The following is a 23,167-nucleotide window of genomic DNA, read 5'->3' on the forward strand; positions in this document are numbered from 1 at the left end:
CTCGATTAGGACGCCGCACCCAGCGCCGCAAGCCGCTCGGCTTCCGCGATGTCCTCGACCGTATTGGCATTGAAGAACGGATCGAGCGGCTCGGTCGGCCACGTCACCGTCGCGAGCGGATATCGCGCGGTCCAGCGGTCGATTTTGCGGAGATCCTCGACGACCAGCGCGTGACGCAACTCGTTGCGCAAGGCGACGCGCCAGAGGCCGATCACCGGATGCGACTGGTCGCCGGATGCGGCGACCGCAAGCTGCGCGTTTTCCTGCGCCCGCGCCTTATGAAGGCGTGCAACAAGGTCTCGGGGGAGGAAGGGACAGTCGCCGGCGGCGCTGAGCACCCATTCGACCTCCGGCCGGTTCGCAGCGGTCCAGTCGAGCGCGGCCAGAATGCCGGCGAGCGGGCCGGGGAAGCCAGGCACGTCATCGGCAATGACCTGCAAGCCGAACGCGGCGAAGCGCGCTGGATCGCCGTTCGCATTGAGGATCAATCCGTCGCACTGGGGCTTCAGGCGCGCGATCACGCGCTCCAGGATGGTGCGGCCGCCGATGGTCCGCATCGGCTTGTCGCCACCGCCCATGCGGCGCGCGAGGCCGCCGGCGAGCAGCACGCCAAGAGTTGATGGAATGCTCGTTGCCGGAGTACTAGTCGTCACCACGTTCGCCCTTGCGCTTGTGCTTCGCCGATTCCTCTTCGACGTAGTCGAGGTTCTGGTCGTAGACGATCCGCTCCGCGCCGGCGAGCGCGATGAAGCGCTTTCCGCGGGTGCGTCCGACCAGCGTCAGCCCGACTTGCCGGGCGAGATCGACACCCCAGGCGGTGAAGCCGGAGCGCGACACCAGGATCGGGATGCCCATCCGCACGGTCTTGATCACCATCTCCGAGGTGAGACGTCCTGTCGTGTAAAGGATCTTGTCGGAGGCATCGACGCCGTGGCGGTACATCCAGCCCGCGATCTTGTCGACGGCGTTGTGACGGCCGACGTCCTCGGTGTAGCAGAGCGGCTCGCCCTCTTTGCACAGCACGCAGCCGTGGATTGCGCCGGCCTCGAGATAGAGCGAGGGCATGGTGTTGATGGTCTGTGTCATCTGGTAGAGCCAGGAGGTGCGCAGCTCGGCCTTCGGCAGCGCCACACTCTCGACCGCTTCGAGCAGGTCACCGAAGGCGGTGCCTTGCGCGCAGCCCGAGGTCTGCGTGCGCCTCTTCAGCTTGGCTTCGAAATTGGTGTGGTGCTCGGTGCGCACCACCACGACCTGGAGGTCGTCGTCGTATTCGACCTCGGTGACCGCGTCATTATATTTCAGCATGTTCTGGTTCAGCAGGTAGCCGAGTGCCAGATATTCCGGATAGTCGCCGATCGTCATCATGGTGACGATCTCCTGCGCATTCAAATAGAGCGTCAGGGGCCGCTCCATCGGCACCTTGATCTCGACCTTGGCGCCGGTCTGGTCGGTCCCGGTCACGCTCTGGGTCAGGCGCGGATCGTCGGGGTTCGGGACGATCAGGGGTACCGGGGCTTTGTCGATCTTCATCATGGCCGTGACGTTAGCATGACATTCGGGTCAAGCCGATATAAGCATGCCGGGGAATGGGAAAAATGCCGCCTCGACATTGCGAGCGCAGCGAAGCAATCCAGTAATGCACCCGCGGAGACACTCTGGATTGCTTCACTGCGCTGGCAATGACGGGGAGAGCGGTGGTTCCACCAAAAGCGTTGTTGTGCGCGGAGACGGACCCGGAATGAAAGTCATCGGCCTTGCGGGCTGGAGCGGTGCGGGCAAGACCACGCTGTTGACGCGGCTGATCCCGCATTTCAACGCGCAGGGCCTGCGCGTCTCCGTCATCAAGCATGCGCATCACCGATTCGACGTTGATGTACCCGGCAAGGATTCCTGGCGCCATCGCGAGGCCGGTGCGGCCGAGGTGCTGGTGGCCTCTGCGAACCGTTGGGCCCTGATGCACGAATTGCGCGGCGCGGCTGAGCCGCGGCTGCCGGAACTGTTGAGCAAGCTGTCCGCGGCCGATCTCGTGGTGGTCGAAGGTTTCAAGCGCGAGCCGCATCGCAAGATCGAGGTGCATCGCGCCGCCAACGACAAGCCGTTGTTGTTCCCCGACGATCCAGGCATTGTCGGGATTGCGACCGACGCGGCGGTCGAAACCCGGCTGCCGACCGTCCATCTCGATGACATCGAGGCCGCTGCGGCATTGCTGCTGCGGGCGGCGATGCCGGTTGAGGAAGCCGTTGCAAGAAGCGCAGCGATGCGCTGACGAGGCACCATGGCGCAACTGTCGGACGATTGCTTTGCCTTCGGCGGACCGATGATGTCGGTCGACGAGGCCGTTGGCCTGATCACGGCACGCGTCAGCGCGATCGCCGATCTCGAGACCGTGACGCTGGTCGATGCCGACGGTCGTGTGCTGGCGCGCGATATCGCGGCGCCGATGCCGCTGCCGCCCTTCACCAACTCCGCCGTCGACGGCTACGCCGTGGGCAATGCCGACCTTTCGCAGGAAGCGGAACAGTCGTTCCCGCTGGATGGCCGTATCCAGGCCGGCGGCCTTGCGCAAGCACCGATCAAGCCCGGCCACGCCGCGCGCATCTTCACGGGCGCGCCGATGCCGCCGGGGGCCGAGACCGTCTTCATGCAGGAAGACGTCCGCATCGATGAAGCCGGCAAGATCGTGCTGCCACCCGGGCTGAAGCCAGGCGCCAATGTTCGCCCGGCGGGCGAGGACATACCGGTGGGGCACGTCGCGTTACGCGCCGGCCAGCGGCTGCGGCCCCAGCATGTCGCGCTCGCTGCAGCCTTCGGTCTGACCCGGCTTGATGTCGTCAGGCGTATCCGTGTCGCCGTTTTCTCCACCGGCGATGAGCTGGCCTCGCCCGGCGAGCCGCGTGCGGCCTCGCAGCTGTTCGATTCCAATCGCTTCATGCTGATGGCGATGCTGCGCCGGCTCGGCTGCGAGGTCTCGGATATCGGCATTCTGCGCGACGAACGCGCCTCGCTTGCCAGTGGATTGAAGCGGGTTGCAGGCCACCACGATCTGATCCTCACCACCGGCGGCGTCTCGACCGGCGAGGAGGACCACGTCAAGGCGGCGGTCGAGAGCGTCGGCTCACTGGTGCTGTGGCGGATGGCGATCAAGCCGGGCCGGCCCGTGGCGATGGGCGTCGTCGGCGGCACGCCGCTGATCGGGCTGCCCGGCAACCCCGTCGCGAGCTTTGTCACGTTCGTCCATGTGGTGCGGCCGACCGTGCTGGCGCTCGCCGGAAGTCTGCCGGAGCCGCTGTTGCCGATCCCGCTGCGCGCGGCGTTCACCTACAAGAAGAAGCTCGGCCGTCGCGAATATGTGCGGGCATCGTTGCGGCGCGCGCAGGATGGCACGCTGGAGGCAGTGAAGTTTCCGCGCGAAGGCGCTGGACTGCTGTCGTCATTGGTCGAGACCGACGGCCTCATTGAACTGGGCGAAGACATCACGCGGGTCGAACCGGGCGAGAGCGTAGGTTTCCTGTCCTATGCTGATTTGCTCTAGGCCGTTGCATTGACGTCGTCGACCCCTCCCGCCATGTTGCGCCCATGACAAGAGCAACGACCAGAACGACGCTTGATCTCACCGGGCTGAAATGCCCGCTGCCCGCCTTGAAAACGCGCAAGGCGTTGAAACCATTGCAGCCGGGCGATCAGCTCGAAGTGCACTGCACCGACCCATTGTCGGTGATTGACATTCCGAACCTGATCCGCGAGACGGGCGACACGGTGGAGATCACCGAGCGCAATGAAGCGCGCATCGTGTTCTTGATAAAAAAAGCAAATGGTTCGATAGACGCTGCCAATGCTGCGCTGCGTTCTTGAGCGCGTTACCGCGCGGATACCGACCATTTATCTATCGACATCGATCACGGCTTCTGCCCCAATTGACTTTCTCCGTGCAGGCGCGGAGGTTGAGTTTTGTCTGCGAGACGCAGATCAGCGGGCCAGTTGCGAAGCCTGCAAATCGTATCGGGCATAGAGCCCCGATCGAGGGGTTAACTTTTCAGACGCGCGTGACGATCCTGGCGCGTGTCGGGTGATTGTGCGGAGCAGCAGGGACAACAGCTGCACCGCAATGGGCTGAGGACCAGGATGTTAGTGGCAGGCTGCTCAGAAGGGTGGCTGCAGGGGAGGAATGCATGACGACAATCGAAAGCGCTGGGAGGATTTCGGGCGCTGGCGCAGGTTTTCTCGATCGTGAGCGGACCATTGCGACCGCCGGGTTCAATCGCTGGCTGGTGCCGCCGGCAGCGCTCTGCATCCATCTCTGCATCGGCATGGCCTACGGCTTCTCGGTGTTCTGGCTGCCGCTCTCGCGCGCGATCGGACTCACCGCGCCCAAGGCCTGCCCCGACATCTCTCTATGGCAGGAGCTGTTCACCACCACGTGCGACTGGAAGGTCGCGAGCCTCGGCTGGATGTACACGCTGTTCTTCGTCGTGCTCGGCCTCTCTGCTGCGATGTGGGGCGGCTGGCTCGAACGTGCGGGGCCGCGCAAGGCTGGTTTCGTCGCGGCGTGCTGCTGGTGCGGCGGCCTCCTACTCGGTGCCATCGGCATCTATGTCCACCAGCTCTGGATCATGTGGCTCGGCTCCGGCGTGATCGGCGGCATCGGCCTCGGTCTCGGCTACATCTCGCCTGTGTCGACGCTGGTGAAATGGTTCCCCGACCGGCGCGGCATGGCGACCGGCATGGCCATCATGGGCTTTGGCGGCGGCGCCATGATCGGCGCGCCGTTGGCGAACTGGCTGATGGATCAGTTCAAGACCCCGACCTCGGTCGGCGTCTGGGAAACCTTCCTCACCATGGGCGTCATCTATCTCGTCTTCATGATGATCGGCGCATTCCGCTATCGTCTGCCGCCGACCGGCTGGAAGCCCGAGGGCTGGACGGCGCCGAGCGAGAAGAAGACGATGATCTCCGAGCATCACGTCCATCTCGACAACGCGCACAAGACGCCGCAGTTCTGGCTGATCTGGTGGGTGCTGTGCTTGAACGTGTCGGCCGGCATCGGCGTGATCGGCATGGCCTCGCCAATGCTCCAGGAAATCTTCGCGGGCAAGCTGATCGGACTTCCCGACGTCGGCTTCAACGCGCTGAACGCCGCGCAGAAGGCGCAGATCGCCGGTATTGCGGCGGGCTTTGCCGGCCTGCTGTCGCTGTTCAACATCGGTGGCCGCTTCGTCTGGGCCTCGCTGTCGGACTATATCGGCCGCAAGAACACCTATTACACCTTCTTCATTCTCGGCATCGTGCTCTACGCGCTGGCGCCGACCTTCGCGGCGATGGGCTCGAAGCTTCTGTTCGTGCTCGGCTTCGGCATCATCCTGTCGATGTATGGCGGCGGCTTCGCCACCGTGCCGGCCTATCTCGCCGACATGTTCGGAACGCAGTTCGTCGGCGCAATTCACGGACGACTGCTCACGGCCTGGTCGACCGCGGGCATCATCGGCCCCGTCGTGGTCAATTACATCCGCGAGTTTCAGCTCGCCGCCGGCGTGCCGCGCGACCAGCTCTACAACACCACCATGTACATTCTCTGCGCGATGCTGATCGCAGGCCTGATCTGCAACTATCTGATCAAGCCGGTCGATTCGAAGTGGTACATGAGCGAGGCTGAGGTGTCGAAGCTCCAGGCCTCGACCCCCGGTGCAAATGCGGGGCAAAGCGGTTCATTCGGAATCGGCACGGGTGGTCTCGATGGCAAGGCCGCACTGTTCTGGGCATTCGTCGCGATCCCGTTGGCCTGGGGTGTCTACAAGACGCTCCAGAGCGCCTGGAACATCTTCTGATCGCAACACAAGCCGCGGTGGCCGAGCGCATCCCGCGGCTTGCACTTTTTCAAATCATTGAGAATGGGACGTAGGGGAATTTCTATGCTTCGCACCCGCATCTGCCTTGCCGCCATGCTGCTGGCAGCAAGCCTTCACACCGCGTCTGCTCAGACTGCGGCAGCGCCTGCGGCACCGGCACCTGCCGCGACGACCGACGCCAAGCCGCCGGGCAAGATGAAACTCACCATGCAAAAGCTGAAGGACATGAAGGCGAAGTGGACCGCCAACAAGCCGAAGCTGAAGGCGTGCCGCGCCGAGGTGAAGGCCAAGGGACTGATTGGCGACGATCGCTGGTTCTATATCCAGGACTGCATGGACAAGACCTGAGCCAGGTTTCGCGTTGGGTTTGCGTAAGGGGGCATGGCAGGGCTGCCAGCCCCCTAAAGCATTATAGAGGCGTTCTAAATTCTCTCTTGCCTCTGGCATACCAGAGACTAGAGTCTGTTCGATGAGGCTCGATCTGCGGGACGCGGGAGACGCGGTTCCCGGATAATCGTGCCTGGAAATGAGGGTGGATCGCGATGGCGATGCCGCCCTGAGGTCATCGCGCTTTTGAGGAGAACGCGGCGTTTCCATGAGCAGCAACGACGACGTTCACAAGGTCAGGGAATTCGAGCATCCGGGCGAGGGCCGCCGGCGCGCCAAGGCCACGCCCAAGGGCCGGCAGGTCGATCCGACCGCTGCGCATGAGATCGAGCAATTGCTCGGCGATCGCCCGCGGCGGCGAGATCTGCTGATCGAATATCTGCACCTGATCCAGGACACATATCGCCAGATCTCGGCTGCGCGTCTTGCCGCGCTTGCCGACGAGATGAAGCTCGCCTTCGCCGAAGTGTTCGAGACTGCGACCTTCTATGCGCATTTCGACGTGGTGAAGGAAGGCGAGCCTGACATCGCGCCGCTGACGATCCGCGTCTGTGACTCCCTCACCTGCGCGATGCTTGGCGGCGAGAAGCTGCTCGAGGATCTGCAGAGTGCGTCAGGACCCGGCATTCGCGTGGTGCGCGCGCCCTGCGTCGGCCGCTGCGATACGGCGCCGGCCGCGGAAGTCGGCCACAATTTTGTCGATCATGCGACCGTCGCCAATGTGATGGCGGCAGCGAAGGCCGGCGACACCCATGCGCATCTGCCGAAATATATCGGCTACGACGCCTATGTCGCCGATGGCGGCTACAAGCTGCTGGGTCGCCTGCGCTCCGGCGAATTGTCGAAGGACGATCTGCTGAAAGGGCTCGACGACGCCGCGCTACGCGGCCTCGGCGGCGCCGGCTTCCCGACAGGGCGGAAATGGCGCGCGGTGCTGGGCGAGCCCGGTCCGCGGCTGATGGCGATCAACGGCGACGAGGGCGAGCCTGGTACGTTCAAGGACCGCTATTATCTCGAGACCGATCCGCATCGTTTCATCGAGGGCATGCTGATCGGCGCGGATGTGGTGCAGGCCTCCGACGTCTACATCTACCTGCGCGACGAATATCCGGCTTCGCGCGAGATCTTGGAGCGCGAGCTTGCAAAGCTGCCTGCGGGCGGGCCGACGCTGCACATGCGCCGCGGCGCCGGCGCTTACATCTGCGGCGAAGAGTCTTCGCTGCTCGAAAGCATCGAGGGCAAGCGCGGCCTGCCCCGGCACAAGCCGCCTTATCCGTTCCAGGTCGGCCTGTTCGGCCTGCCGACGCTGATCAACAACATCGAGACGTTGTGGTGGGTGCGCGACATCGTCGAGAAGGGCGCCGACTGGTGGAAGAGCAATGGCCGTCATGAACGCCATGGCCTGCGCAGCTTCTCGGTCTCGGGCCGCGTCAAGAACCCCGGCATGAAGCTCGCACCCGCCGGCATCACCGTGCGCGAGCTGATCGACGAATATTGCGGCGGCATGGCCGACGGCCATCAGTTCTATGCGTATCTTCCGGGCGGCGCGTCCGGCGGCATTCTGCCGGCGTCGATGGACGACATCCCGCTCGATTTCGGCACGCTGGAGAAATACGGCTGCTTCATCGGTTCGGCGGCGATCGTGATCCTGTCGCAAAAGGACAGCGTGCGTGCAGCCGCGCTGAACCTGATGAAGTTCTTCGAGGACGAGAGCTGCGGCCAGTGCACGCCGTGTCGCGTCGGAACCCAGAAGGCGGCGCAACTGATGCAGAAGCCGGTCTGGAACCGCGCACTGCTGGAAGAATTAAGTCAGGCGATGCGCGATGCCTCGATCTGCGGGCTCGGTCAGGCGGCATCGAATCCGCTGTCCTCCGTGATCAAATATTTCCCTGACGAGTTCAAGGAAGCGGCCGAATGACGAAGATTACGTTCGAGCTCGACGGCAAGCAAGTCGAAGCCACTCCCGGCGAGACGATCTGGCAGGTGGCGCATCGGCAGGGTCGCGAGATTCCGCACCTCTGCTATTCGCCGGCGCCCGACTATCGCCCCGACGGCAATTGCCGCGCCTGCATGGTCGAGATCGAGGGCGAGCGCGTGCTGGCGGCGTCGTGCAAGCGCACGCCGTCGGTCGGCATGAAGGTGAAGACCGAATCCGCGCGTGCGGTATCTGCCCAGAAGATGGTGATGGAGCTGCTGGTCGCCGACCAGCCGGCGCGCGAGACGTCGCACGATCCGGAGTCGAAGTTCTGGCATTGGGCCGAGACGACGGGCGTGACGGAAAGCCGCTTCCCCGCCGCCGAGCGTTGGGAGACCGATGCCAGCCATCCGGCGATGCGCGTCAACCTCGATGCCTGCATCCAGTGCGGCCTGTGCGTGCGCGCCTGCCGCGAGGTCCAGGTCAACGACGTCATCGGCATGGCCTACCGCAACCACGGCTCGAAGATTGTATTCGATTTCGATGATCCCATGGGCGAGTCGACTTGTGTGGCCTGCGGCGAGTGCGTGCAGGCCTGCCCGACCGGCGCGCTGATGCCGGCCGTGATGCTTGACGACAAGCAGACCCGTGTGACCTATGCCGACAAAAAGGTGGATTCACTCTGCCCGTTCTGCGGCGTCGGCTGCCAGGTGACCTACGAGGTCAAGGACGAGAAGGTGATCTACGCGGAGGGCCGTGATGGCCCGGCCAATCACAATCGTCTTTGCGTCAAGGGCCGCTTCGGCTTCGACTACATCCACCATCCGCATCGCCTGACAAAACCGCTGGTGCGGCTGCCGAATGCGAAGAAGGACTCCAACGACCAGGTCGATCCCGCCAACCCCTTCACGCATTTCCGTGAAGCGAGCTGGGACGAGGCGCTCGACATCGCCGCCAAGGGTCTCGTCAAGATCCGCGACGAGAAGGGCGTGAAGGCGCTCGCCGGCTTCGGCTCGGCCAAGGGCTCGAATGAAGAGGCCTATCTGTTCCAGAAGCTGGTGCGCACCGGCTTCGGCTCAAACAATGTCGATCACTGCACCCGTCTGTGCCACGCCTCGTCGGTGGCGGCGCTGTTCGAAGGCCTGAGCTCGGGCGCGGTGTCGGCGCCGTTCTCGGCCGCGATGGATGCCGAGGTGATCTGGGTGATCGGCGCCAACCCGACGGTGAACCACCCGGTCGCGGCGACGTTCATGAAGAACGCGGTCAAGCAGAACGGTGCAAAGCTGTTCGTGATGGATCCGCGCCGGCAGTCGCTGTCGCGTCACGCGACCAAGCACTTACAGTTCAAGCCGGGCTCCGACGTCGCCATGCTGAACGCGATGATCAACACGATCATCACCGAAGGCCTGACCGACGACCAGTACATCGCCGGCTACACCGAGGGCTTTGAGGATCTCAAGGAGAAGATCAAGGAGTTCACGCCGGAGAAGATGGAAGCGATCTGCGGCATCCCGGCACAGACGTTGCGCGAGGTGGCGCGGACCTATGCGCGGGCAAAATCGTCGATCATCTTCTGGGGCATGGGCATCAGCCAGCACGTCCATGGCACCGACAATGCGCGCTGCCTGATTGCGCTGGCGCTGATCACCGGCCAGGTCGGTCGGCCCGGCACCGGCCTGCATCCGCTGCGCGGCCAGAACAACGTGCAGGGCGCCTCCGACGCCGGCTTGATCCCGATGTTCCTGCCGGACTACCAGCCGGTCGGCCGCGACGATCTGCGCGGCAGTTTCGAGAAGCTGTGGGGACAGGATCTCGATCCCGTGCGCGGCCTGACCGTGGTCGAGATCATGAATGCGATCCACGCAGGCGAAATCACGGGCATGTATATCGAGGGCGAGAACCCCGCGATGTCCGATCCTGATTTGCAGCATGCGCGCCAGGCGCTCGCCATGCTTGATCATCTCGTAGTGCAGGATCTCTTCGTCACCGAGACCGCGTTCCACGCCGACGTCATTCTGCCGGCCTCGGCCTTCGCCGAGAAGGAGGGCTCCTTCACCAACACCGATCGCCGCGTGCAGCTAGCGCGCCAGGTGATCAAGCCGCCCGGCGATGCGCGACAGGATCTCTGGATCATCCAGGAGATAGGCAAGCGCATGGGCCTGCCGTGGAATTATGCCGGCCCGGGCGAGGTCTACACCGAGATGGCGGAGCTGATGCCGTCGCTCAAGAACATCAGCTGGGAGCGGCTGGTGCGCGAGGGCGCCGTCACCTATCCGGCGGACGATCCGAACAAGCCCGGCAACGAGATCATCTTCACCACCGGTTTCCCGACCGCGAGCGGCCGCGGCAAGATCGTGCCGGCCCATGTCATTCCGCCGGACGAGATTCCGGACGATGAGTATCCGATGGTGCTGTCGACCGGCCGCGTGCTGGAGCACTGGCACACCGGCTCGATGACCCGCCGCGCCCAGGTGCTCGACCAGATCGAGCCGGAGGCTGTCGCCTTCATGTCGCCAAAGGACATGCACAGGAAGAAACTCGCCCCCGGCGACTTCATTCGTCTCGAGACCCGCCGCGGCGCGGTCGAGGTCAAGGTTCGTTCCGACCGCGACGTGCCGGAGAACATGGTGTTCATGCCGTTCTGCTACGCGGAAGCGGCGGCGAACCTGCTGACCAACCCGGCGCTCGATCCGTTCGGCAAGATCCCGGAATTCAAGTTCTGCGCGGCGAGGGCCGAACGCGCGGAGATGCGGGACGCGGCGGAGTAGCAATCCACGAAAACAACCCCATGCACAGTAGAACGGCGGTTGAAAGGCTTGAGGAATTTTCGGTCTTGCCGAAATGACTTGCGACGTCGGGCAAAACACCTGTATCAAGGCATGATCACTAACAGCGCCCGGCTTCGCCGCGCGCAACGACGGTGGTAAACATCTCCCATGTCCAAAGTCACCCCAGCCACCCGCGCGCTCACCGCCGCTGCCGTTGGCTTCACTATCCACGCCTACGATTACGATCCCGACGCCGAGAGCATCGGGCTCCAGGCGGCGGCCGCGCTGGCTGAGGACCCCGCGCGCGTGTTGAAGACGCTGATGGCGCTGGTGGACGGCAAGCCGGTCTGCGTGATCGTTCCGTCCGACCAGGAAGTTGCGATGAAAAAGCTCGCCGCAGCCGTGAGCGGCAAGTCGGCGCAGATGATGATGCCGCCGGAGGCCGAGCGCGTCACCGGCTACAAGGTCGGCGGCATCAGCCCGTTCGGGCAGCGCAAGCAGGTCGGCACCGTGATCGAGCAGACCGCGCTTGCCCATGACCTAGTCTATCTCAATGGCGGTCAGCGCGGCCTGCAGGTGCGGATGAAGCCAACCGATGTGCGGGATGTCCTGAAGGCGATTGCCGCGGATGTGGTCGCGTAGGGCTCTTGCCCTACTGTTTCTGCAACAGCTTGAGCCGGCAGCGCAATGCCTCGCGGATATGCGCGCGCGCGAGCTGTTCGGCCTTGTCGCCGTCGCGCGCGGCGATGGCCTCGATGATGGCCTGGTGCTCGCCGTGGCTGGTCGAAGGACGACCCGTCACGGTGAAGGTGGTCGGGCCGAGCAGGGCGATCCAGTCCTGCAATTCGCCCGACGCGTTGTCGAGATAGCGGTTGCGCGCGGCGCGGCAAATGGCTTCGTGAAAGGCGCGGTTAAGCCGCGCCATCCCGGCAGCGTCGGCCTCGGACACCTCGACAAAGGCCTGCTCGATATCCCTGAGCGCGTCGACCTCCGGCGCGGATGCGTGCTCGGCGGCGAGGCGCGCGGCGGCACCTTCCATGATCTCGCGCATGGCGTAAAGCTCGAGTACCTCGGAGATGTCGAGGTTACGGACGATCAGACCGCGACCGCCGGCGGGCTCGACGAAGCCGCGGGCCGCGAGCCGGCCCAGCGCTTCGCGCACCGGCGTACGGCTGACCTTCAGCCGCTGCGCGACTTCCTCCTCACGCAAGCGATCGCCGGCACGATAGCTGCCGGCCTGGAGCGCCTCGCAGAGCGAGCGGAACACCGCTTCGCCCAGCGCCACGCCGCCGCCACGTGCGATTGATCCGCCTGCCTTTGCCGGGCGTCTGGCCATGAATCCTCACGCACGCAATGCGCATCCTGCCCATGCAGAGATGCCGCTTGCACAGCGTCTGTATATCTTTGTATACAATCGTACGCAATGGCGGATCGGCTTGACCAGGGTCGCCTGCGGGCAGAACGTCTCTAACCTCGTCGCATCGGACAGACGGCATGGGAAGCAAATACGATGTGCTGGTGATCGGCGGCGGCAACGCGGCGCTATGCGCGGCGATCGCGGCACGGCTCGGCGGCGCGTCGGTGCTGGTGCTCGAGGGCGCGCCAAAATTCTATCGCGGCGGCAACACCCGTCACACCCGCAACATGCGTTGCGCCCATGACGCCGCCACCGAAATCCTCACCGGTCCCTACACCGAGGAGGAGTTTTGGGAGGATTTGCTGCGCGTCACAGGCGGGCAGACCGACGAGGTGCTCGCCCGCCACATGATCCGGGAGTCCAAGGACATCCTGAACTGGATCGTGGAGCAGGGCGTGCGCTGGCAGCCGTCGCTTGGCGGCACGCTGAGTCTTGGCCGGACCAACTCCTTTTTCCTCGGCGGCGGACGCGCGATGCTGAACGCGCTCTATCTCACTGCGGAGCGGCTCGGCGTCGACGTCGAATACGACGCCGAGGTCACCGACCTCGTGATCGACGACGGCATGTTCCTCGCCGCGCGCCTGAAGCGGCCAATCAACGGCGAGACCGAGATCCGCGCGACCTCGCTGGTTGCTGCCGCCGGCGGGTTTGAGGCCAACATCGAATGGCTGAAGCAATATTGGGGCGAGGCCGCCGACAACTTCCTGATCCGCGGCACGCCCTATAATCGCGGTTCGATCCTGAAGATGCTGCTCGACAAGGGCGTGCAGGAGGTCGGCGATCCCACCCAGTGCCATGCGGTCGCGATCGACGCCCGCGCGCCGAAATTCGACGGCGGCATCATCACGCGCCACGACTCCGTCGTGTTCGGCATCGTCGTCAACAAGCATTCGCAGCGCTTCTACGACGAGGGCGAGGACATCTGGCCGAAGCGTTACGCGATCTGGGGCAGGCTGGTTGCGGCGCAGCCCGACCAGATCGCCTACATCATCTTCGACTCCACTGTCGTCACGAGCTTCATGCCGACGCTGTTCCCGCCGATTGCCGGGCAGACGATCGCCGAGCTTGCCGGCAAGCTGACGCTCGATCCGGCCGCGCTGGAAAAGACCGTCACCGAATTCAACGCCGCGGTGCGGCCCGGCACCTTCGATCACACCATTCTGGACGATTGCCGCACCGAAGGCATCACGCCGCAAAAGACGCATTGGGCGCGCAAAATCGAGACGCCGCCCTATCTCGCCTATCCGGTGCGGCCGGGCATCACCTTCACCTATCTCGGTACGCGCGTGACCAAGGAGGCGCGGATGCTGATGGCGGACGGCAAGCCGTCGGCCAACATGTTCGCGGCCGGCGAGATCATGGCTGGCAATGTGCTCGGCAAGGGTTATGCCGCCGGCATGGGCATGACCATCGGCAGCGTGTTCGGGCGGATCGCAGGACGGGAAGCGGCGAAACATGCACGGAACTAGAATTTTGGACGAAGCCGACCGTCTGATGACGGTCTGCAATTCCTGCCGCTACTGCGAGGGTCTTTGCGCGGTGTTTCCCGCGATGGAGATGCGCCGCGCCTTTTCCGACGGCGATCTCAACTATCTCGCCAACCTCTGCCATTCCTGCGGCGCCTGCTATGTCGACTGCCAGTTCTCGCCGCCGCACGAGTTCAACGTCAATGTTCCCCAAACGCTGGCGGTGGCGCGTGCCGAATCTTATGCTGCCTATGCCTGGCCGCAGGCGCTGTCCGGCGCCTTCGCACGCAATGGCCTCGTCATCAGCATCGTTGCCGCGCTCAGCATGGCCGCCTTCATCCTCGGCTTTGCGGCCCTCAACGACCGCAGCGTATTGTTTGGCGTCCACACCGGTCCCGGCGCCTTCTACAAGCTGATGCCGCATAATGCGATGGCCGCGCTGTTCAGCGCTGCCTTTCTCTATGCGATCCTCGCACTGGTCATGAGCGTTCGCGCATTTTGGCGCGATATCGGCACGCCGATCGGCGGCCGGGCCGACGGCGGCTCAATCTTCCAGGCGATCCGCGATGCCGGCGAGCTGCGCTATCTCCATGGCGGCGGGGTCGGCTGCTACAACGAAGACGACACGCCGACCGACCGGCGCAAGCTTTTCCATCACTTGACCTTCTACGGCTTCCTGCTGTGCTTTGCGGCAACTTCGGTCGCTACGCTGTACCACTATCTGCTCGGCCGCGAGGCGCCGTATCCGTGGTGGGATCTGCCGGTCGTGCTCGGCACGCTCGGCGGTATCGGTCTCGTCGTCGGCCCCATCGGGCTGCTCGTCGCCAAATCGCGCCGCGCGCCCGAGCTGCTCGACGAGACCAGCTACGGGATGGATGTCGGTTTCACCGCCATGCTGTTCCTGACCGGGTTCACGGGAATGCTGCTTCTGCTCTTGCGCGAGACCGCCGCCATGGGTCCGCTGCTGGCACTGCATCTCGGCGCGGTGTTCGCGCTGTTCATCACCATGCCCTATGGCAAGTTCGTGCATGGCATCTACCGCTTCGCGGCGCTGGTGCGTTACGCGCAGGAGCGGCGCAGCGAAGCGGGCTCTTGAGATTCAGGCAGTCTGGAAGCGTCCGTCGTGCAGAAACGCGATCGTTTGCTCGATCGCGGCGCCGTGACGCGGCAATCCGGTGTGCGATGCCTTGACGACGACGTGGTCGACCATGCCGGCCAGCTTCGCGCTCGCAACGGAAACCCGTCCGTCATTCGGCCGTGGCAGGACAAAGGCCGAGGCGATCGGCGCGATGGTGCGACATCCCGCGATGATGCCAATCGCATAATCGGGTGACGGCAGGTCGGCGAGCACCGGGTCTTGGGTGGTGGTCAGCTGCAGGCCGGCCGGGCCGAAAGCGGCGCGGTAGAGCGACAGGTCTTTCAGGAGATCGGCCACCTCGCTGCCGCCATTGGGCGTGCCCAGCAACACGACGCGGCCAAGCCGCGCCGGCCGGTATCGCGCGATGTAAACCCGCGCAAGCAGCCCGCCCATGGAATGGGCGACGAAGTGGATCGCGCCGTCGCATTGTTCGGCGAATGCGGCGATCGGCGTGTGGATCTCCTCCGCGAGTGCCTCGAGCGGCTTCTTGCGGCTGGAATAGTCGAGATTGAGCGTCGCGAAGCCGCGACGCTGCAGCGCTCGATCCAGCTTCTTCAGCGTCCAGGAGCCGACGCCAATGCCATGCAGCAGCACCACACCGTCGCACAGCGCTTGCGCTGGTGCGACGGCCGTGGGTTGGACGTCACGCAACTTCGCGCTCCGACGCTGGCGTCGCCTGCTCTCGGGCCATCGTCGTTGCCGTGACGTAGTCGGTCTTGCCGGTGCCCAGCAGCGGCACCTTGTCGACCACCATGATCGCTGCCGGCACGGTCAGCTCGGAGGCGCCAATCGTCTTGGCCTGGGCCTGTATCGCGCTGCGCTCGGCATTCTTCTGCGTGGTCAGCAGCACGATGCGCTCGCCCTTGCGCTGGTCCGGGATCGACACGGCGACCGATGCGGCCTGCGGCCACAGCGTCGTCGCGATGCTCTCGACCGCCGACAGCGAGACCATTTCGCCTGCGATCTTGGCAAAGCGCTTGGCGCGGCCCTTGATGGTGATGAAGCCGGCCGGGTCGATCGCCACGATGTCGCCGGTGTCGTGCCAGCCCTCGGCGAGCGGCTCGAGCACGCCGGGATTTTCGGCCCGCAAGTAACCGAGCATCACATTCGGTCCGCGCACCGACAGGCGTCCGCCTTCCTTGATGCCGGGGACCGGATCGAGGCGGCTTTCCATCAGCGGCGAGAGGCGGCCGACGGTGCCGGGGCGGTTGGCCATCGGCGTGTTCATCGCCAGCACCGGCGCCGTCTCGGTGACGCCATAGCCTTCGAGGATGCGGATGCCGTAGCGCTCCATGAACACCTGCCGCGTCCGATCCTTGACCGCTTCGGCGCCGGCGATCACCAGCCGCAAGGTGCGGAAGTCGTAGGCGTGCGCCGAGCGTGCATAGCCGGTGAGGAACGTGTCGGTACCGAACAGGATCGTGGCGCCGGTCTGATAGATCAGCTCGGGTACGATGCGGTAGTGCAGCGGCGAGGGGTACATGTAGATCGGAATGCCCGCGAGGATCGGCATCATCATGCCGCCGGTCAACCCGAAGGAGTGGAACACCGGCAGCACGTTGAACACCTTGTCATTGGCGTTGGCATCGACCCGCGCCAGCGCCTGCGCGGCGTTGGCGAGGATGTTGCGGTGGGACAGCACCACGCCCTTGGGCGTGCCTTCCGAACCCGACGTGAACAGCACGACGGCGGGATCGTTGGCCTGGCGGGCGACGCGCGGTGCGGTGCCGGCAAGCAGGCCCTTGATCTTCTCGGCCGTGCCGATCGAGGCGCGGACGTCCTCGAGATAGACGACGCGCACCTCCGCGGAGATCGCGGCCATCAGCTTGTCGAGCTTACCCTTCTCGATGAATGCCTTTGAGGTCAGCACCGTCTTGACCTGCGCAGCCTTCATGGCGGCGAGAACATTGACCGGGCCGGCCGAGAAGTTGAGCATCGCCGGAACCCGGCCGATGCTCTGCAGCGCCATGAAGACGACGGCAACGCCCGCCGAGTTCGGCAGCAGCACGCCGACATTTTCGCCGGCCGAGGTGCCGGCTTCGAGCTTGCGGCTCAGGACCTGCGCGCCGAGGATCAGCTTGCGATAGGTCAGCTTGGTGCCGAGCGCGTCCTCGATGATGACCTTGCCGGTGTCGCGGTCGCGATAGGCGTGGCCGAGCGCTTCGAACAGCGTGTGGTCGAGCATGGCGTTCTTGACCATCGCGTCGATCATCACGTCCTGGAGTGCGGCGCCCGCGGCATTGCGGCGCGCCTTGCCCTTCAGCGCCGGATCGACCGGAAGCTTGACCGGCGGCAGGATCGTCACCGTCACCCGCGGAAACCAGGAGCGCTTGATCTGGCTGCTGTTGAGATAGCTGAGATGCGAGCGCTGGGCGCCCTCGATGCGAACCGGCACGACCACGGCGTCGGCCTTGTCGGCAATCATCGCGGTGCCGTCATAGACCTTCATCAGCGAGCCGGACACGGTGATGCGTCCTTCCGGGAAGATGACGACCGGTTCGCCGGCGGCGACGAGCTTGATCAGGTCGCGTGCGGCCAGCGGCTTGCTCGGGTCCATGGTGTAGTGCTTGACGACGCGCAGGAACGGCTTGGCCCACCACGCCTTGGAGATACCGGTATCGACCGCGAAGCTCGCGTCGATCGGCAGCACGGCGTGCAGCAGCGGGCCGTCGATCAGGCTGACATGGTTGGGCGCGATCAGCATGCGCGTGCCGGCAGGCGGCAGGTTCTCGAGTCCGCGCACCTCGGTGCGGAACAGCGCGCGGAACAAGAGCCCGCCGAAATCACGCACACCTTCCTTGCCCCATTTCGTCAGCACGAACCACACCGCGCCAAAGCTTGCGACACCCAGGCCGAGGAAGATCCAGCCGACATGCAATCCGCCCGCCTGCAGCAGCGCGACGAACAGCGAGCCGGCCACCATGAAGGCGGCCTGCAGCACGTTGCCGGCGGCGATGATGCGGGCGCGCTCGTTCGGAGCCGACCAGGCCTGCACGGCTGCGAAGGACGGAACGACGAACAATCCGCCGCCGAACGCGAAGACGACGAAGTCGATCAGCATGCGAAGGCCTGCAAGCGAGGTTGCGAAATCGACCGCGGCGATGTCGTTGCCCTTGACCGTGACGCCGATGGCCCATGCGAGGTCGATGCCGGCAAATCCCATCATGATGGCGCCGATCGGCACCAGCGCGAGGTTCGGGCGAACGTGGCTCAGGCTGGCGGCGAACAGCGAGCCGATCGCAATGCCGATCGCGAAGATCGCGAGGCACAGCGTCACCACGCCTTCGCTGCCACCGACGACGTCCTTGACCAGCGCCGGCAGCAACGACAGCACGATCGCACCAACCAGCCAGAACCAGGAGACGATCACCGTGCCGTCCCACAGCCGGTGGTCGGCATGCAGTGTCTTGAGCAGGCTGAGCGTCGAGGTCCAGGGATTGGCATCGACGGGCAGATCGGGCGCGGAGGGCGTTGTTTGCGGAATGCGGGAGGCAAAGGCCCACGACAACAGCGCCAGCACGACCACGGCCGATGCGACCCAGCCCATATGAGCGGAGCCGGCGACGAACTGGCCGCCCGCGACGGTGCCGAGCAGGATGGCCATGAAGGTCGCGCCTTCGACCAGCGCGTTGCCCGTCGCGAGCTCACCGAGCTCGAGCTGGTCCGGCAGCATTGAGTATTTTACGGGGCCGAACAGGGCGGCGATGATGCCGAACAGCGCAAGTGCCGTGAACAGCAGCGGCACCGAGTGCAGGAAGAAGCCGGCGGCGGCGAAGGCCGCAGCGAAGATCTCGGCGAACTTCAGCCGCCTTGCGACGACCGACTTGACGTATTTGTCGGCGAGCTGGCCACCGAGCCCGGACAGGATGAAATAGGGGAAGATGAAGACGGCGCCCGCCACCGTCACCAGCGCATCGCCGTGGCCGGTCGCGGCGCTGTAAAGCAGGATGATGACGAGTGCGTTCTTGAGCACGTTGTCATTGAGCGCCGAGAAGAACTGCGCCCAGAACAGCGGCGCAAAGCGGCGTGACGACATCAAATCCCTGATCATGACGAGTCCTGTTGTGGGAAATCAGCCTGAGGTTGTTGCGTTGTCGGTGAAACGGCACAACCGGAAGGGTGTGGATGGACGATTGCAGGGTGACGACGGTCATCGGCCTGCTCTGTCCCCTCGGTCCCTCCGATCCTGTTGGTCTCCAAGTGGTCTTGTTAGGTTCGCAAATATCCGGTCGCGGTCGCAGTTTCGTGCGGAAATGCCGCGCTTACGGGGATATCGCTCCTCGCCGATAAGAAAAAGCTGAACGGCATCTCTGACATCAGCGGAATCGGCCACGAATGTCCGGACATAGTAAGTCCTTTGTTGCGGCCGGTCCTCGCATTCGAGTGGACTCGCAAGCGCACCGGCCTCTCCTCAGGTGAGGTGGGCGAGATGTCGAAAGGGGTTTAAGCGGCCGAGCAGGCTGAAGCGGCTCCGCTCGCGGCGGGCACGGGCGCGGCTGGTCCGCCACATCCGGAAGGTCGCGCGGCGCTCGGCGAGGACGCCGGCAATGTCGCAGGCATTTGCGATCCGATCGATCGGGGCCATGACGACCCGCAGCAGGGCGCGACCGGAGCCGCTCAAGAGGGCCGCGGCGTCATCGACGAAGGTGGAGGCGATATCAACAGCGAGGGTTTGCATTTTGCAGGTCTCCGGGTTAATTTGAACAATGTTCACGTGAGTTTAAAATGAACAATGTTCAAGAAGAATCGCTGCGGGACCAGAAAAAAAATCGACGGCGTCTCCAGATCCTGGAGATCGCCCGCAGCATTATCGCGACTAAAGGCTTGAGATCGTTGAAGGTTCGGGACGTAGCCGAGGCCGCCGGCTGCTCGGTCGGCAGCGTCTATAACGAGTTCGGTGACTTCGACGGGGTGATCCTGACGGTCAACCGGGAGACGGTTCAGGCGCTGACGGAGCGGTTGGGCGGGGTTCCGGCTGAGGATCCGGTCCGCCAGCTCTATGGTCTGGCCGAGACCTATCTCGAATTCTTCGCCGAAAACGCCAATCTGTTGCGCTCGCTGTTCGAGCATCGGATGGAGGACGACCGTCCTTATCCCGACGACATTCTTCAGATGGTGATGGACGCCTTCGCGTTGATGCATCCGCCTCTGGTGCGTGTGCTACCGGATGCGGACGACGTGAAGATCGCACTGCTGTCGCGCACGTTGTTCTCCGCGGTGCATGGGATCATCTCGCTCGGCCTCGAAGAACGCATGATCGCCGTTCCGCCGCAGATGCTGCGCCAGCAGGTCACGCAGTTCCTGGACGCGCATCTCCTGGGGCTCGGGATCTTGCCGGCGCGATAATTGCGACGGTCACGCGCGGGCAGCCTCGCGCGGCCGGGCTGCGACGAGAACGACGTCCGGTCTTCCGTTGTCGACCTGAACGCGGTTGCGTCCCTTTTCCTTGGCGCGGTAGCAGGCCGCATCGGCCTGGCGCATCGCCTCTTCGAGCGTGGTGTTGGCATCGGCAATGCAGGCAACGCCGATGCTGGCGGTTATCGCAAAGCATTGATCGTCCCAGGCGAAGTTGAACAGCTCGAGCGACCGCCGCAGCCGCTCGGCGATGTCGACGGCGTCGTAAGGCGTACATTGCGGCAGGATCAGTCCGAATTCGTCGCCGCCGAGCCGGGCGACCAGATCGTGCGGCCGCCGGTCCTGCTGGAGCAGGCCCGCGACCTGACACAGCAGCCGATCGCCGGCGAGATGGCCGCAACTGTCGTTGACGCTCTTGAACTGGTCGAGGTCGAGCAGGATCAGGCTGAGCGAATTTTCGCCGCGACAATCGAGCTCGTTCTGCAGGCGCGCCTCGAAGGCACGCCGGTTGGCGATGCCGGTCAACCAGTCATGCGAGGCCTGAAAGGCGAGGCGCTCCTTCTCGGCATGCAGCGCATCCTCGAACGCCTGTCGCTGCAGCACCAGTCGCCGCGTGTGCCAGACCAGGAGCAGGATCAGGGTCGCGGCCGTGGCGATGTTGAGCCATGTCAGCGTCAGCTTGATAGCGCGGGAGCCTTCGCCCAGCACGGTCGAGAACCGCTCGGCATGCCCCGTGAACTGCCTGTTCAGCTCTGAGAGCCGCGACGACAGGAATTGCAGACGGTCGTTGTCCCCGACGGGACCGTCTCTTAGTTCACTCTTGATGACTTCGCCGAAGACGCTGAGCTCCAGCAGCATCGGATCGGTGGCAGCCCACTCCCGGATCGCTTCGCGGAGGAAGCTGACCTGGTTGAAATAGCGGAACAGCCAGATCAAGCCGGGAACGTCATCGGGATGGTTGCCGCCTTGCAGGAAGCCGATGCGCGCGAGCTCGACGTCGACCGGATCGCGCTCAAGCGCCCATCTTGCATATTCGTCGCCGATCGGGACGGCGAGCGAGGCCTGGTATTGCGCGAATTGGCGGGCTTTGCCCGAATGCAGATAGAGGTTGAGGAAATAGACGGCGTTCTTCTGCGAGCGCGACCACATCGCCTCGCCCGCGACATAGGCGCGAACCGACGACATCACCTCCAGGCTGAATCCCGCGATCGCCGCCTGAAGCACGACGACCATCACGAAAGGCGAGACGAGCTTGATGACGTGAAGGAAGCTGCGTTCCTTCGTCGATGTCGCTGTTCTGCGAAACACTTTGCGTTCCCCAAATCGCTCAACGACCCCAGCGGAGCGTCGGCTGATAACGCGGATTACGCGAGAACGCTGCTTAACTCGACCTGAAAGAGTCGAGAGATTGTCTTGCAAGGTGAAAGCGTTGTGAAATGGATGCGCGCAGATCGTTGCAAATGCTGCTGAGCCGGAACTCGCGCGCCGATGCCGCGAATCCGACGCTTGCGATTTACTCGATTGAGAGAATTTGGATCGGGGCTAGACCAGCACCGGCTTGCGCACACGGCCGGCATCGCCGAACACGCGCAGATAGCGCTCGATCTCCGAGGGCATGCCGGTCGCCTTCTCCGGATTGTCGGAGAGCTTGACGGCCGGATGTCCGTCGACCGACGACACCTTGCACACGATCGAGATCGGATCGAGATTGAACGAGCCGTCCGGCGCGCAGCCGACGAAGTCGTTGGTGAGGTTGGTGCCCCAGCCGAACGAGAGCCGCGAGCGGCCGGAGAAGTGGTGATAGGTCTCCTCGATCGAGCCGACATCCATCGCGTCGGAGAACACGAGCAGCTTGTCCTTGGGATTGCGGCCCATCTTTTCCCACCAGGCGATGATCTCCTCGCCGGCCTGGATCGGCGGCGCGCTGTCGGGGCGGAAGCCGGTCCAGTCGGCGACCCATTCCGGCGCATCGCGCAGGAAAACCTTGGTGCCGAACGCGTCCGGCAGCGCGATCAGCAAATTGCCGCCATAGGTCTGGCGCCACTGGTCGAGGATGCGATAGGGCGCCCACCGCAACTCCTCGTCGTCCTTGGCGAGCGCGGCCGCGACCATCGGCAGCTCATGCGCGTTGGTGCCGATCGCTTCGAGATCGTTGTCCATCGCGAGCAGCACGTTGGAGGTGCCGATGAAGGACGGACCCAAGCCTTCCTTCACGGCCTCCACGCACCAGCGCTGCCAGAGGAAGCCGTGGCGGCGGCGGGTGCCGAAGTCGGACAACCGCAAATTCTCGAGCTTGCGCAGCCGTTCCACCTTGGTCCACAGCTTGGCCTTGGCACGGGCGAACAGCACATCGAGCTCGAAGCGGCCGCGCCCCTTCATGGCCGCGCGCGAGCGCAATTCGTTGAGGATGGCGAGTGCCGGAATCTCCCACATCGTGGTGTGGGTCCACGGCCCGTGGAAATGCAGCTCGTACTGGCCCTCGACCTTGCGCAGCTCGTATTCGGGAAGGCGGAATTCGGCGAGCCAGCGGATGAAATCCGCCGAGAACATGTGGGTCTTGCCGTAGAAGGTGTTACCGGCCAGCCAGATCAGCTCCTTCTTGGTGAAGCGGATGGTGCGGGCATGATCGAGCTGGGCGCGCAGCTCGCCCTCGTCGATGATCTCGGCAAGCCGCACATGGCGCGAGCGGTTGATGACCGAGAAGGTCACCTGCTGACTCGGGTACGCCTCCCGAATCATCTGTAACATCAATAGCTTATAGAAGTCGGTATCAAGCAGGCTGCGGATGATGGGATCCAGCCGCCAGCTGTGATTGTAGGTCCGGCTCGCAATATCGGTCACTGTCATGGCCGAATTCTAGCGTGGCCGCCCGCGCGCA

Annotated in this window: 19 protein-coding genes; 11 read left to right on the forward strand and 8 right to left on the reverse strand. The window is 64.3% G+C overall.

What is annotated here, in order from left to right; genetic code table 11:
• Nucleotides 1-5: 5 nt before the first annotated feature.
• Together mobA and fdhD are read right to left on the reverse strand one after the other, a co-directional pair.
• Nucleotides 6-653, reverse strand: coding sequence for a molybdenum cofactor guanylyltransferase MobA (mobA, locus tag FXB40_RS21710; protein ID WP_187437046.1), 648 nt, complete (start codon nt 651-653; stop codon nt 6-8).
• Nucleotides 643-1,533 carry a formate dehydrogenase accessory sulfurtransferase FdhD gene (fdhD, locus tag FXB40_RS21715; protein ID WP_148774210.1) on the reverse strand — a complete coding sequence of 297 codons (891 nt, stop codon included), beginning with the start codon at nt 1,531-1,533 and terminating at the stop codon, nt 643-645. Before fdhD ends, mobA begins: the two co-directional genes overlap by 11 nt.
• A gap of 205 nt (nt 1,534-1,738) precedes the next feature.
• On the opposite strand from fdhD, the gene mobB reads away from it, so the two are divergent.
• From mobB to ybaK, 8 genes are all read left to right on the forward strand, one after another.
• Nucleotides 1,739-2,266, forward strand: coding sequence for a molybdopterin-guanine dinucleotide biosynthesis protein B (gene mobB, locus FXB40_RS21720; protein WP_148774211.1), 528 nt, complete (start codon nt 1,739-1,741; stop codon nt 2,264-2,266).
• Between the two features lie 9 nt (nt 2,267-2,275).
• Nucleotides 2,276-3,532 carry a molybdopterin molybdotransferase MoeA gene (locus FXB40_RS21725; RefSeq protein ID WP_148774212.1) on the forward strand — a complete coding sequence of 419 codons (1,257 nt, stop codon included), beginning with the start codon at nt 2,276-2,278 and terminating at the stop codon, nt 3,530-3,532.
• A 44-nt stretch (nt 3,533-3,576) separates the two neighbouring features.
• Nucleotides 3,577-3,852, forward strand: coding sequence for a sulfurtransferase TusA family protein (locus FXB40_RS21730; RefSeq protein ID WP_148774213.1), 276 nt, complete (start codon nt 3,577-3,579; stop codon nt 3,850-3,852).
• A gap of 317 nt (nt 3,853-4,169) precedes the next feature.
• The gene (locus FXB40_RS21735; protein WP_148774214.1) at nt 4,170-5,822 is read left to right on the forward strand and encodes an OFA family MFS transporter; all 1,653 of its coding nucleotides are present in this window, start codon (nt 4,170-4,172) and stop codon (nt 5,820-5,822) included.
• An 84-nt stretch (nt 5,823-5,906) separates the two neighbouring features.
• Nucleotides 5,907-6,191 carry a hypothetical protein gene (locus FXB40_RS21740; protein WP_148774215.1) on the forward strand — a complete coding sequence of 95 codons (285 nt, stop codon included), beginning with the start codon at nt 5,907-5,909 and terminating at the stop codon, nt 6,189-6,191.
• Nucleotides 6,192-6,438: 247 nt separating this feature from the next.
• Nucleotides 6,439-8,148 carry an NADH-ubiquinone oxidoreductase-F iron-sulfur binding region domain-containing protein gene (locus FXB40_RS21745; RefSeq protein WP_148774216.1) on the forward strand — a complete coding sequence of 570 codons (1,710 nt, stop codon included), beginning with the start codon at nt 6,439-6,441 and terminating at the stop codon, nt 8,146-8,148.
• Nucleotides 8,145-10,913, forward strand: a complete 2,769-nt coding sequence (gene fdhF, locus FXB40_RS21750) for a formate dehydrogenase subunit alpha (protein ID WP_148774217.1) — start codon at nt 8,145-8,147, stop codon at nt 10,911-10,913. Before FXB40_RS21745 ends, fdhF begins: the two co-directional genes overlap by 4 nt.
• 168 nt (nt 10,914-11,081) lie before the next feature.
• Nucleotides 11,082-11,555: a Cys-tRNA(Pro) deacylase gene (ybaK, locus tag FXB40_RS21755; protein ID WP_148774218.1), complete on the forward strand. Its 474-nt coding sequence runs from the start codon at nt 11,082-11,084 to the stop codon at nt 11,553-11,555.
• A gap of 10 nt (nt 11,556-11,565) precedes the next feature.
• Here the strand turns inward: ybaK and FXB40_RS21760 are convergent, their stop codons facing one another.
• The gene (locus FXB40_RS21760; RefSeq protein ID WP_148774219.1) at nt 11,566-12,249 is read right to left on the reverse strand and encodes a GntR family transcriptional regulator; all 684 of its coding nucleotides are present in this window, start codon (nt 12,247-12,249) and stop codon (nt 11,566-11,568) included.
• Between the two features lie 158 nt (nt 12,250-12,407).
• Between FXB40_RS21760 and tcuA the strand changes: the two genes are divergently transcribed.
• Together tcuA and tcuB are read left to right on the forward strand one after the other, a co-directional pair.
• Complete coding sequence (gene tcuA, locus FXB40_RS21765) at nt 12,408-13,799, forward strand: FAD-dependent tricarballylate dehydrogenase TcuA (protein WP_148774220.1); 1,392 nt, start codon at nt 12,408-12,410, stop codon at nt 13,797-13,799.
• Nucleotides 13,786-14,892 carry a tricarballylate utilization 4Fe-4S protein TcuB gene (gene tcuB, locus FXB40_RS21770; RefSeq protein ID WP_148774221.1) on the forward strand — a complete coding sequence of 369 codons (1,107 nt, stop codon included), beginning with the start codon at nt 13,786-13,788 and terminating at the stop codon, nt 14,890-14,892. Before tcuA ends, tcuB begins: the two co-directional genes overlap by 14 nt.
• 3 nt (nt 14,893-14,895) lie before the next feature.
• Here the strand turns inward: tcuB and FXB40_RS21775 are convergent, their stop codons facing one another.
• From FXB40_RS21775 to FXB40_RS21785, 3 genes are all read right to left on the reverse strand, one after another.
• Nucleotides 14,896-15,585: an esterase/lipase family protein gene (locus tag FXB40_RS21775; RefSeq protein WP_148774222.1), complete on the reverse strand. Its 690-nt coding sequence runs from the start codon at nt 15,583-15,585 to the stop codon at nt 14,896-14,898.
• Complete coding sequence (locus tag FXB40_RS21780; protein WP_148774223.1) at nt 15,578-18,985, reverse strand: acyl-[ACP]--phospholipid O-acyltransferase; 3,408 nt, start codon at nt 18,983-18,985, stop codon at nt 15,578-15,580. The genes FXB40_RS21775 and FXB40_RS21780 overlap by 8 nt, the downstream gene beginning before the upstream one ends.
• A gap of 360 nt (nt 18,986-19,345) precedes the next feature.
• Nucleotides 19,346-19,612, reverse strand: a complete 267-nt coding sequence (locus FXB40_RS21785; RefSeq protein WP_148774224.1) for a hypothetical protein — start codon at nt 19,610-19,612, stop codon at nt 19,346-19,348.
• A 47-nt stretch (nt 19,613-19,659) separates the two neighbouring features.
• Here FXB40_RS21785 and FXB40_RS21790 point away from each other — a divergent pair, with 47 nt between their 5' ends.
• Nucleotides 19,660-20,280: a TetR/AcrR family transcriptional regulator gene (locus FXB40_RS21790; protein ID WP_148774225.1), complete on the forward strand. Its 621-nt coding sequence runs from the start codon at nt 19,660-19,662 to the stop codon at nt 20,278-20,280.
• Nucleotides 20,281-20,289: 9 nt separating this feature from the next.
• On the opposite strand, the gene FXB40_RS21795 is transcribed toward FXB40_RS21790, so the two are convergent.
• Together FXB40_RS21795 and pncB are read right to left on the reverse strand one after the other, a co-directional pair.
• Nucleotides 20,290-21,597, reverse strand: coding sequence for a GGDEF domain-containing protein (locus FXB40_RS21795; RefSeq protein WP_148774226.1), 1,308 nt, complete (start codon nt 21,595-21,597; stop codon nt 20,290-20,292).
• A gap of 234 nt (nt 21,598-21,831) precedes the next feature.
• Nucleotides 21,832-23,136: a nicotinate phosphoribosyltransferase gene (pncB, locus tag FXB40_RS21800; RefSeq protein ID WP_148774227.1), complete on the reverse strand. Its 1,305-nt coding sequence runs from the start codon at nt 23,134-23,136 to the stop codon at nt 21,832-21,834.
• Between the last annotated feature and the right edge of the window lie 31 nt (nt 23,137-23,167).

The organism is Bradyrhizobium rifense (assembly GCF_008123425.1).
GTDB lineage: Bacteria > Pseudomonadota > Alphaproteobacteria > Rhizobiales > Xanthobacteraceae > Bradyrhizobium > Bradyrhizobium rifense.

Excerpts from the sequence above, each read along its gene's own strand:
- fdhD (WP_148774210.1), bottom strand. The coding sequence starts at position 1,533 with ATGATGAAGATCGACAAAGCCCCGGTACCCCTGATCGTCCCGAACCCC.
- mobB (WP_148774211.1), top strand. The coding sequence starts at position 1,739 with ATGAAAGTCATCGGCCTTGCGGGCTGGAGCGGTGCGGGCAAGACCACG.
- FXB40_RS21725 (WP_148774212.1), top strand. The coding sequence starts at position 2,276 with ATGGCGCAACTGTCGGACGATTGCTTTGCCTTCGGCGGACCGATGATG.
- FXB40_RS21730 (WP_148774213.1), top strand. The coding sequence starts at position 3,577 with ATGACAAGAGCAACGACCAGAACGACGCTTGATCTCACCGGGCTGAAA.
- FXB40_RS21735 (WP_148774214.1), top strand. The coding sequence starts at position 4,170 with ATGACGACAATCGAAAGCGCTGGGAGGATTTCGGGCGCTGGCGCAGGT.
- FXB40_RS21740 (WP_148774215.1), top strand. The coding sequence starts at position 5,907 with ATGCTTCGCACCCGCATCTGCCTTGCCGCCATGCTGCTGGCAGCAAGC.
- FXB40_RS21745 (WP_148774216.1), top strand. The coding sequence starts at position 6,439 with ATGAGCAGCAACGACGACGTTCACAAGGTCAGGGAATTCGAGCATCCG.
- fdhF (WP_148774217.1), top strand. The coding sequence starts at position 8,145 with ATGACGAAGATTACGTTCGAGCTCGACGGCAAGCAAGTCGAAGCCACT.
- ybaK (WP_148774218.1), top strand. The coding sequence starts at position 11,082 with ATGTCCAAAGTCACCCCAGCCACCCGCGCGCTCACCGCCGCTGCCGTT.
- FXB40_RS21760 (WP_148774219.1), bottom strand. The coding sequence starts at position 12,249 with ATGGCCAGACGCCCGGCAAAGGCAGGCGGATCAATCGCACGTGGCGGC.
- tcuA (WP_148774220.1), top strand. The coding sequence starts at position 12,408 with ATGGGAAGCAAATACGATGTGCTGGTGATCGGCGGCGGCAACGCGGCG.
- tcuB (WP_148774221.1), top strand. The coding sequence starts at position 13,786 with ATGCACGGAACTAGAATTTTGGACGAAGCCGACCGTCTGATGACGGTC.
- FXB40_RS21780 (WP_148774223.1), bottom strand. The coding sequence starts at position 18,985 with ATGATCAGGGATTTGATGTCGTCACGCCGCTTTGCGCCGCTGTTCTGG.
- FXB40_RS21785 (WP_148774224.1), bottom strand. The coding sequence starts at position 19,612 with ATGCAAACCCTCGCTGTTGATATCGCCTCCACCTTCGTCGATGACGCC.
- FXB40_RS21790 (WP_148774225.1), top strand. The coding sequence starts at position 19,660 with ATGAACAATGTTCAAGAAGAATCGCTGCGGGACCAGAAAAAAAATCGA.
- pncB (WP_148774227.1), bottom strand. The coding sequence starts at position 23,136 with ATGACAGTGACCGATATTGCGAGCCGGACCTACAATCACAGCTGGCGG.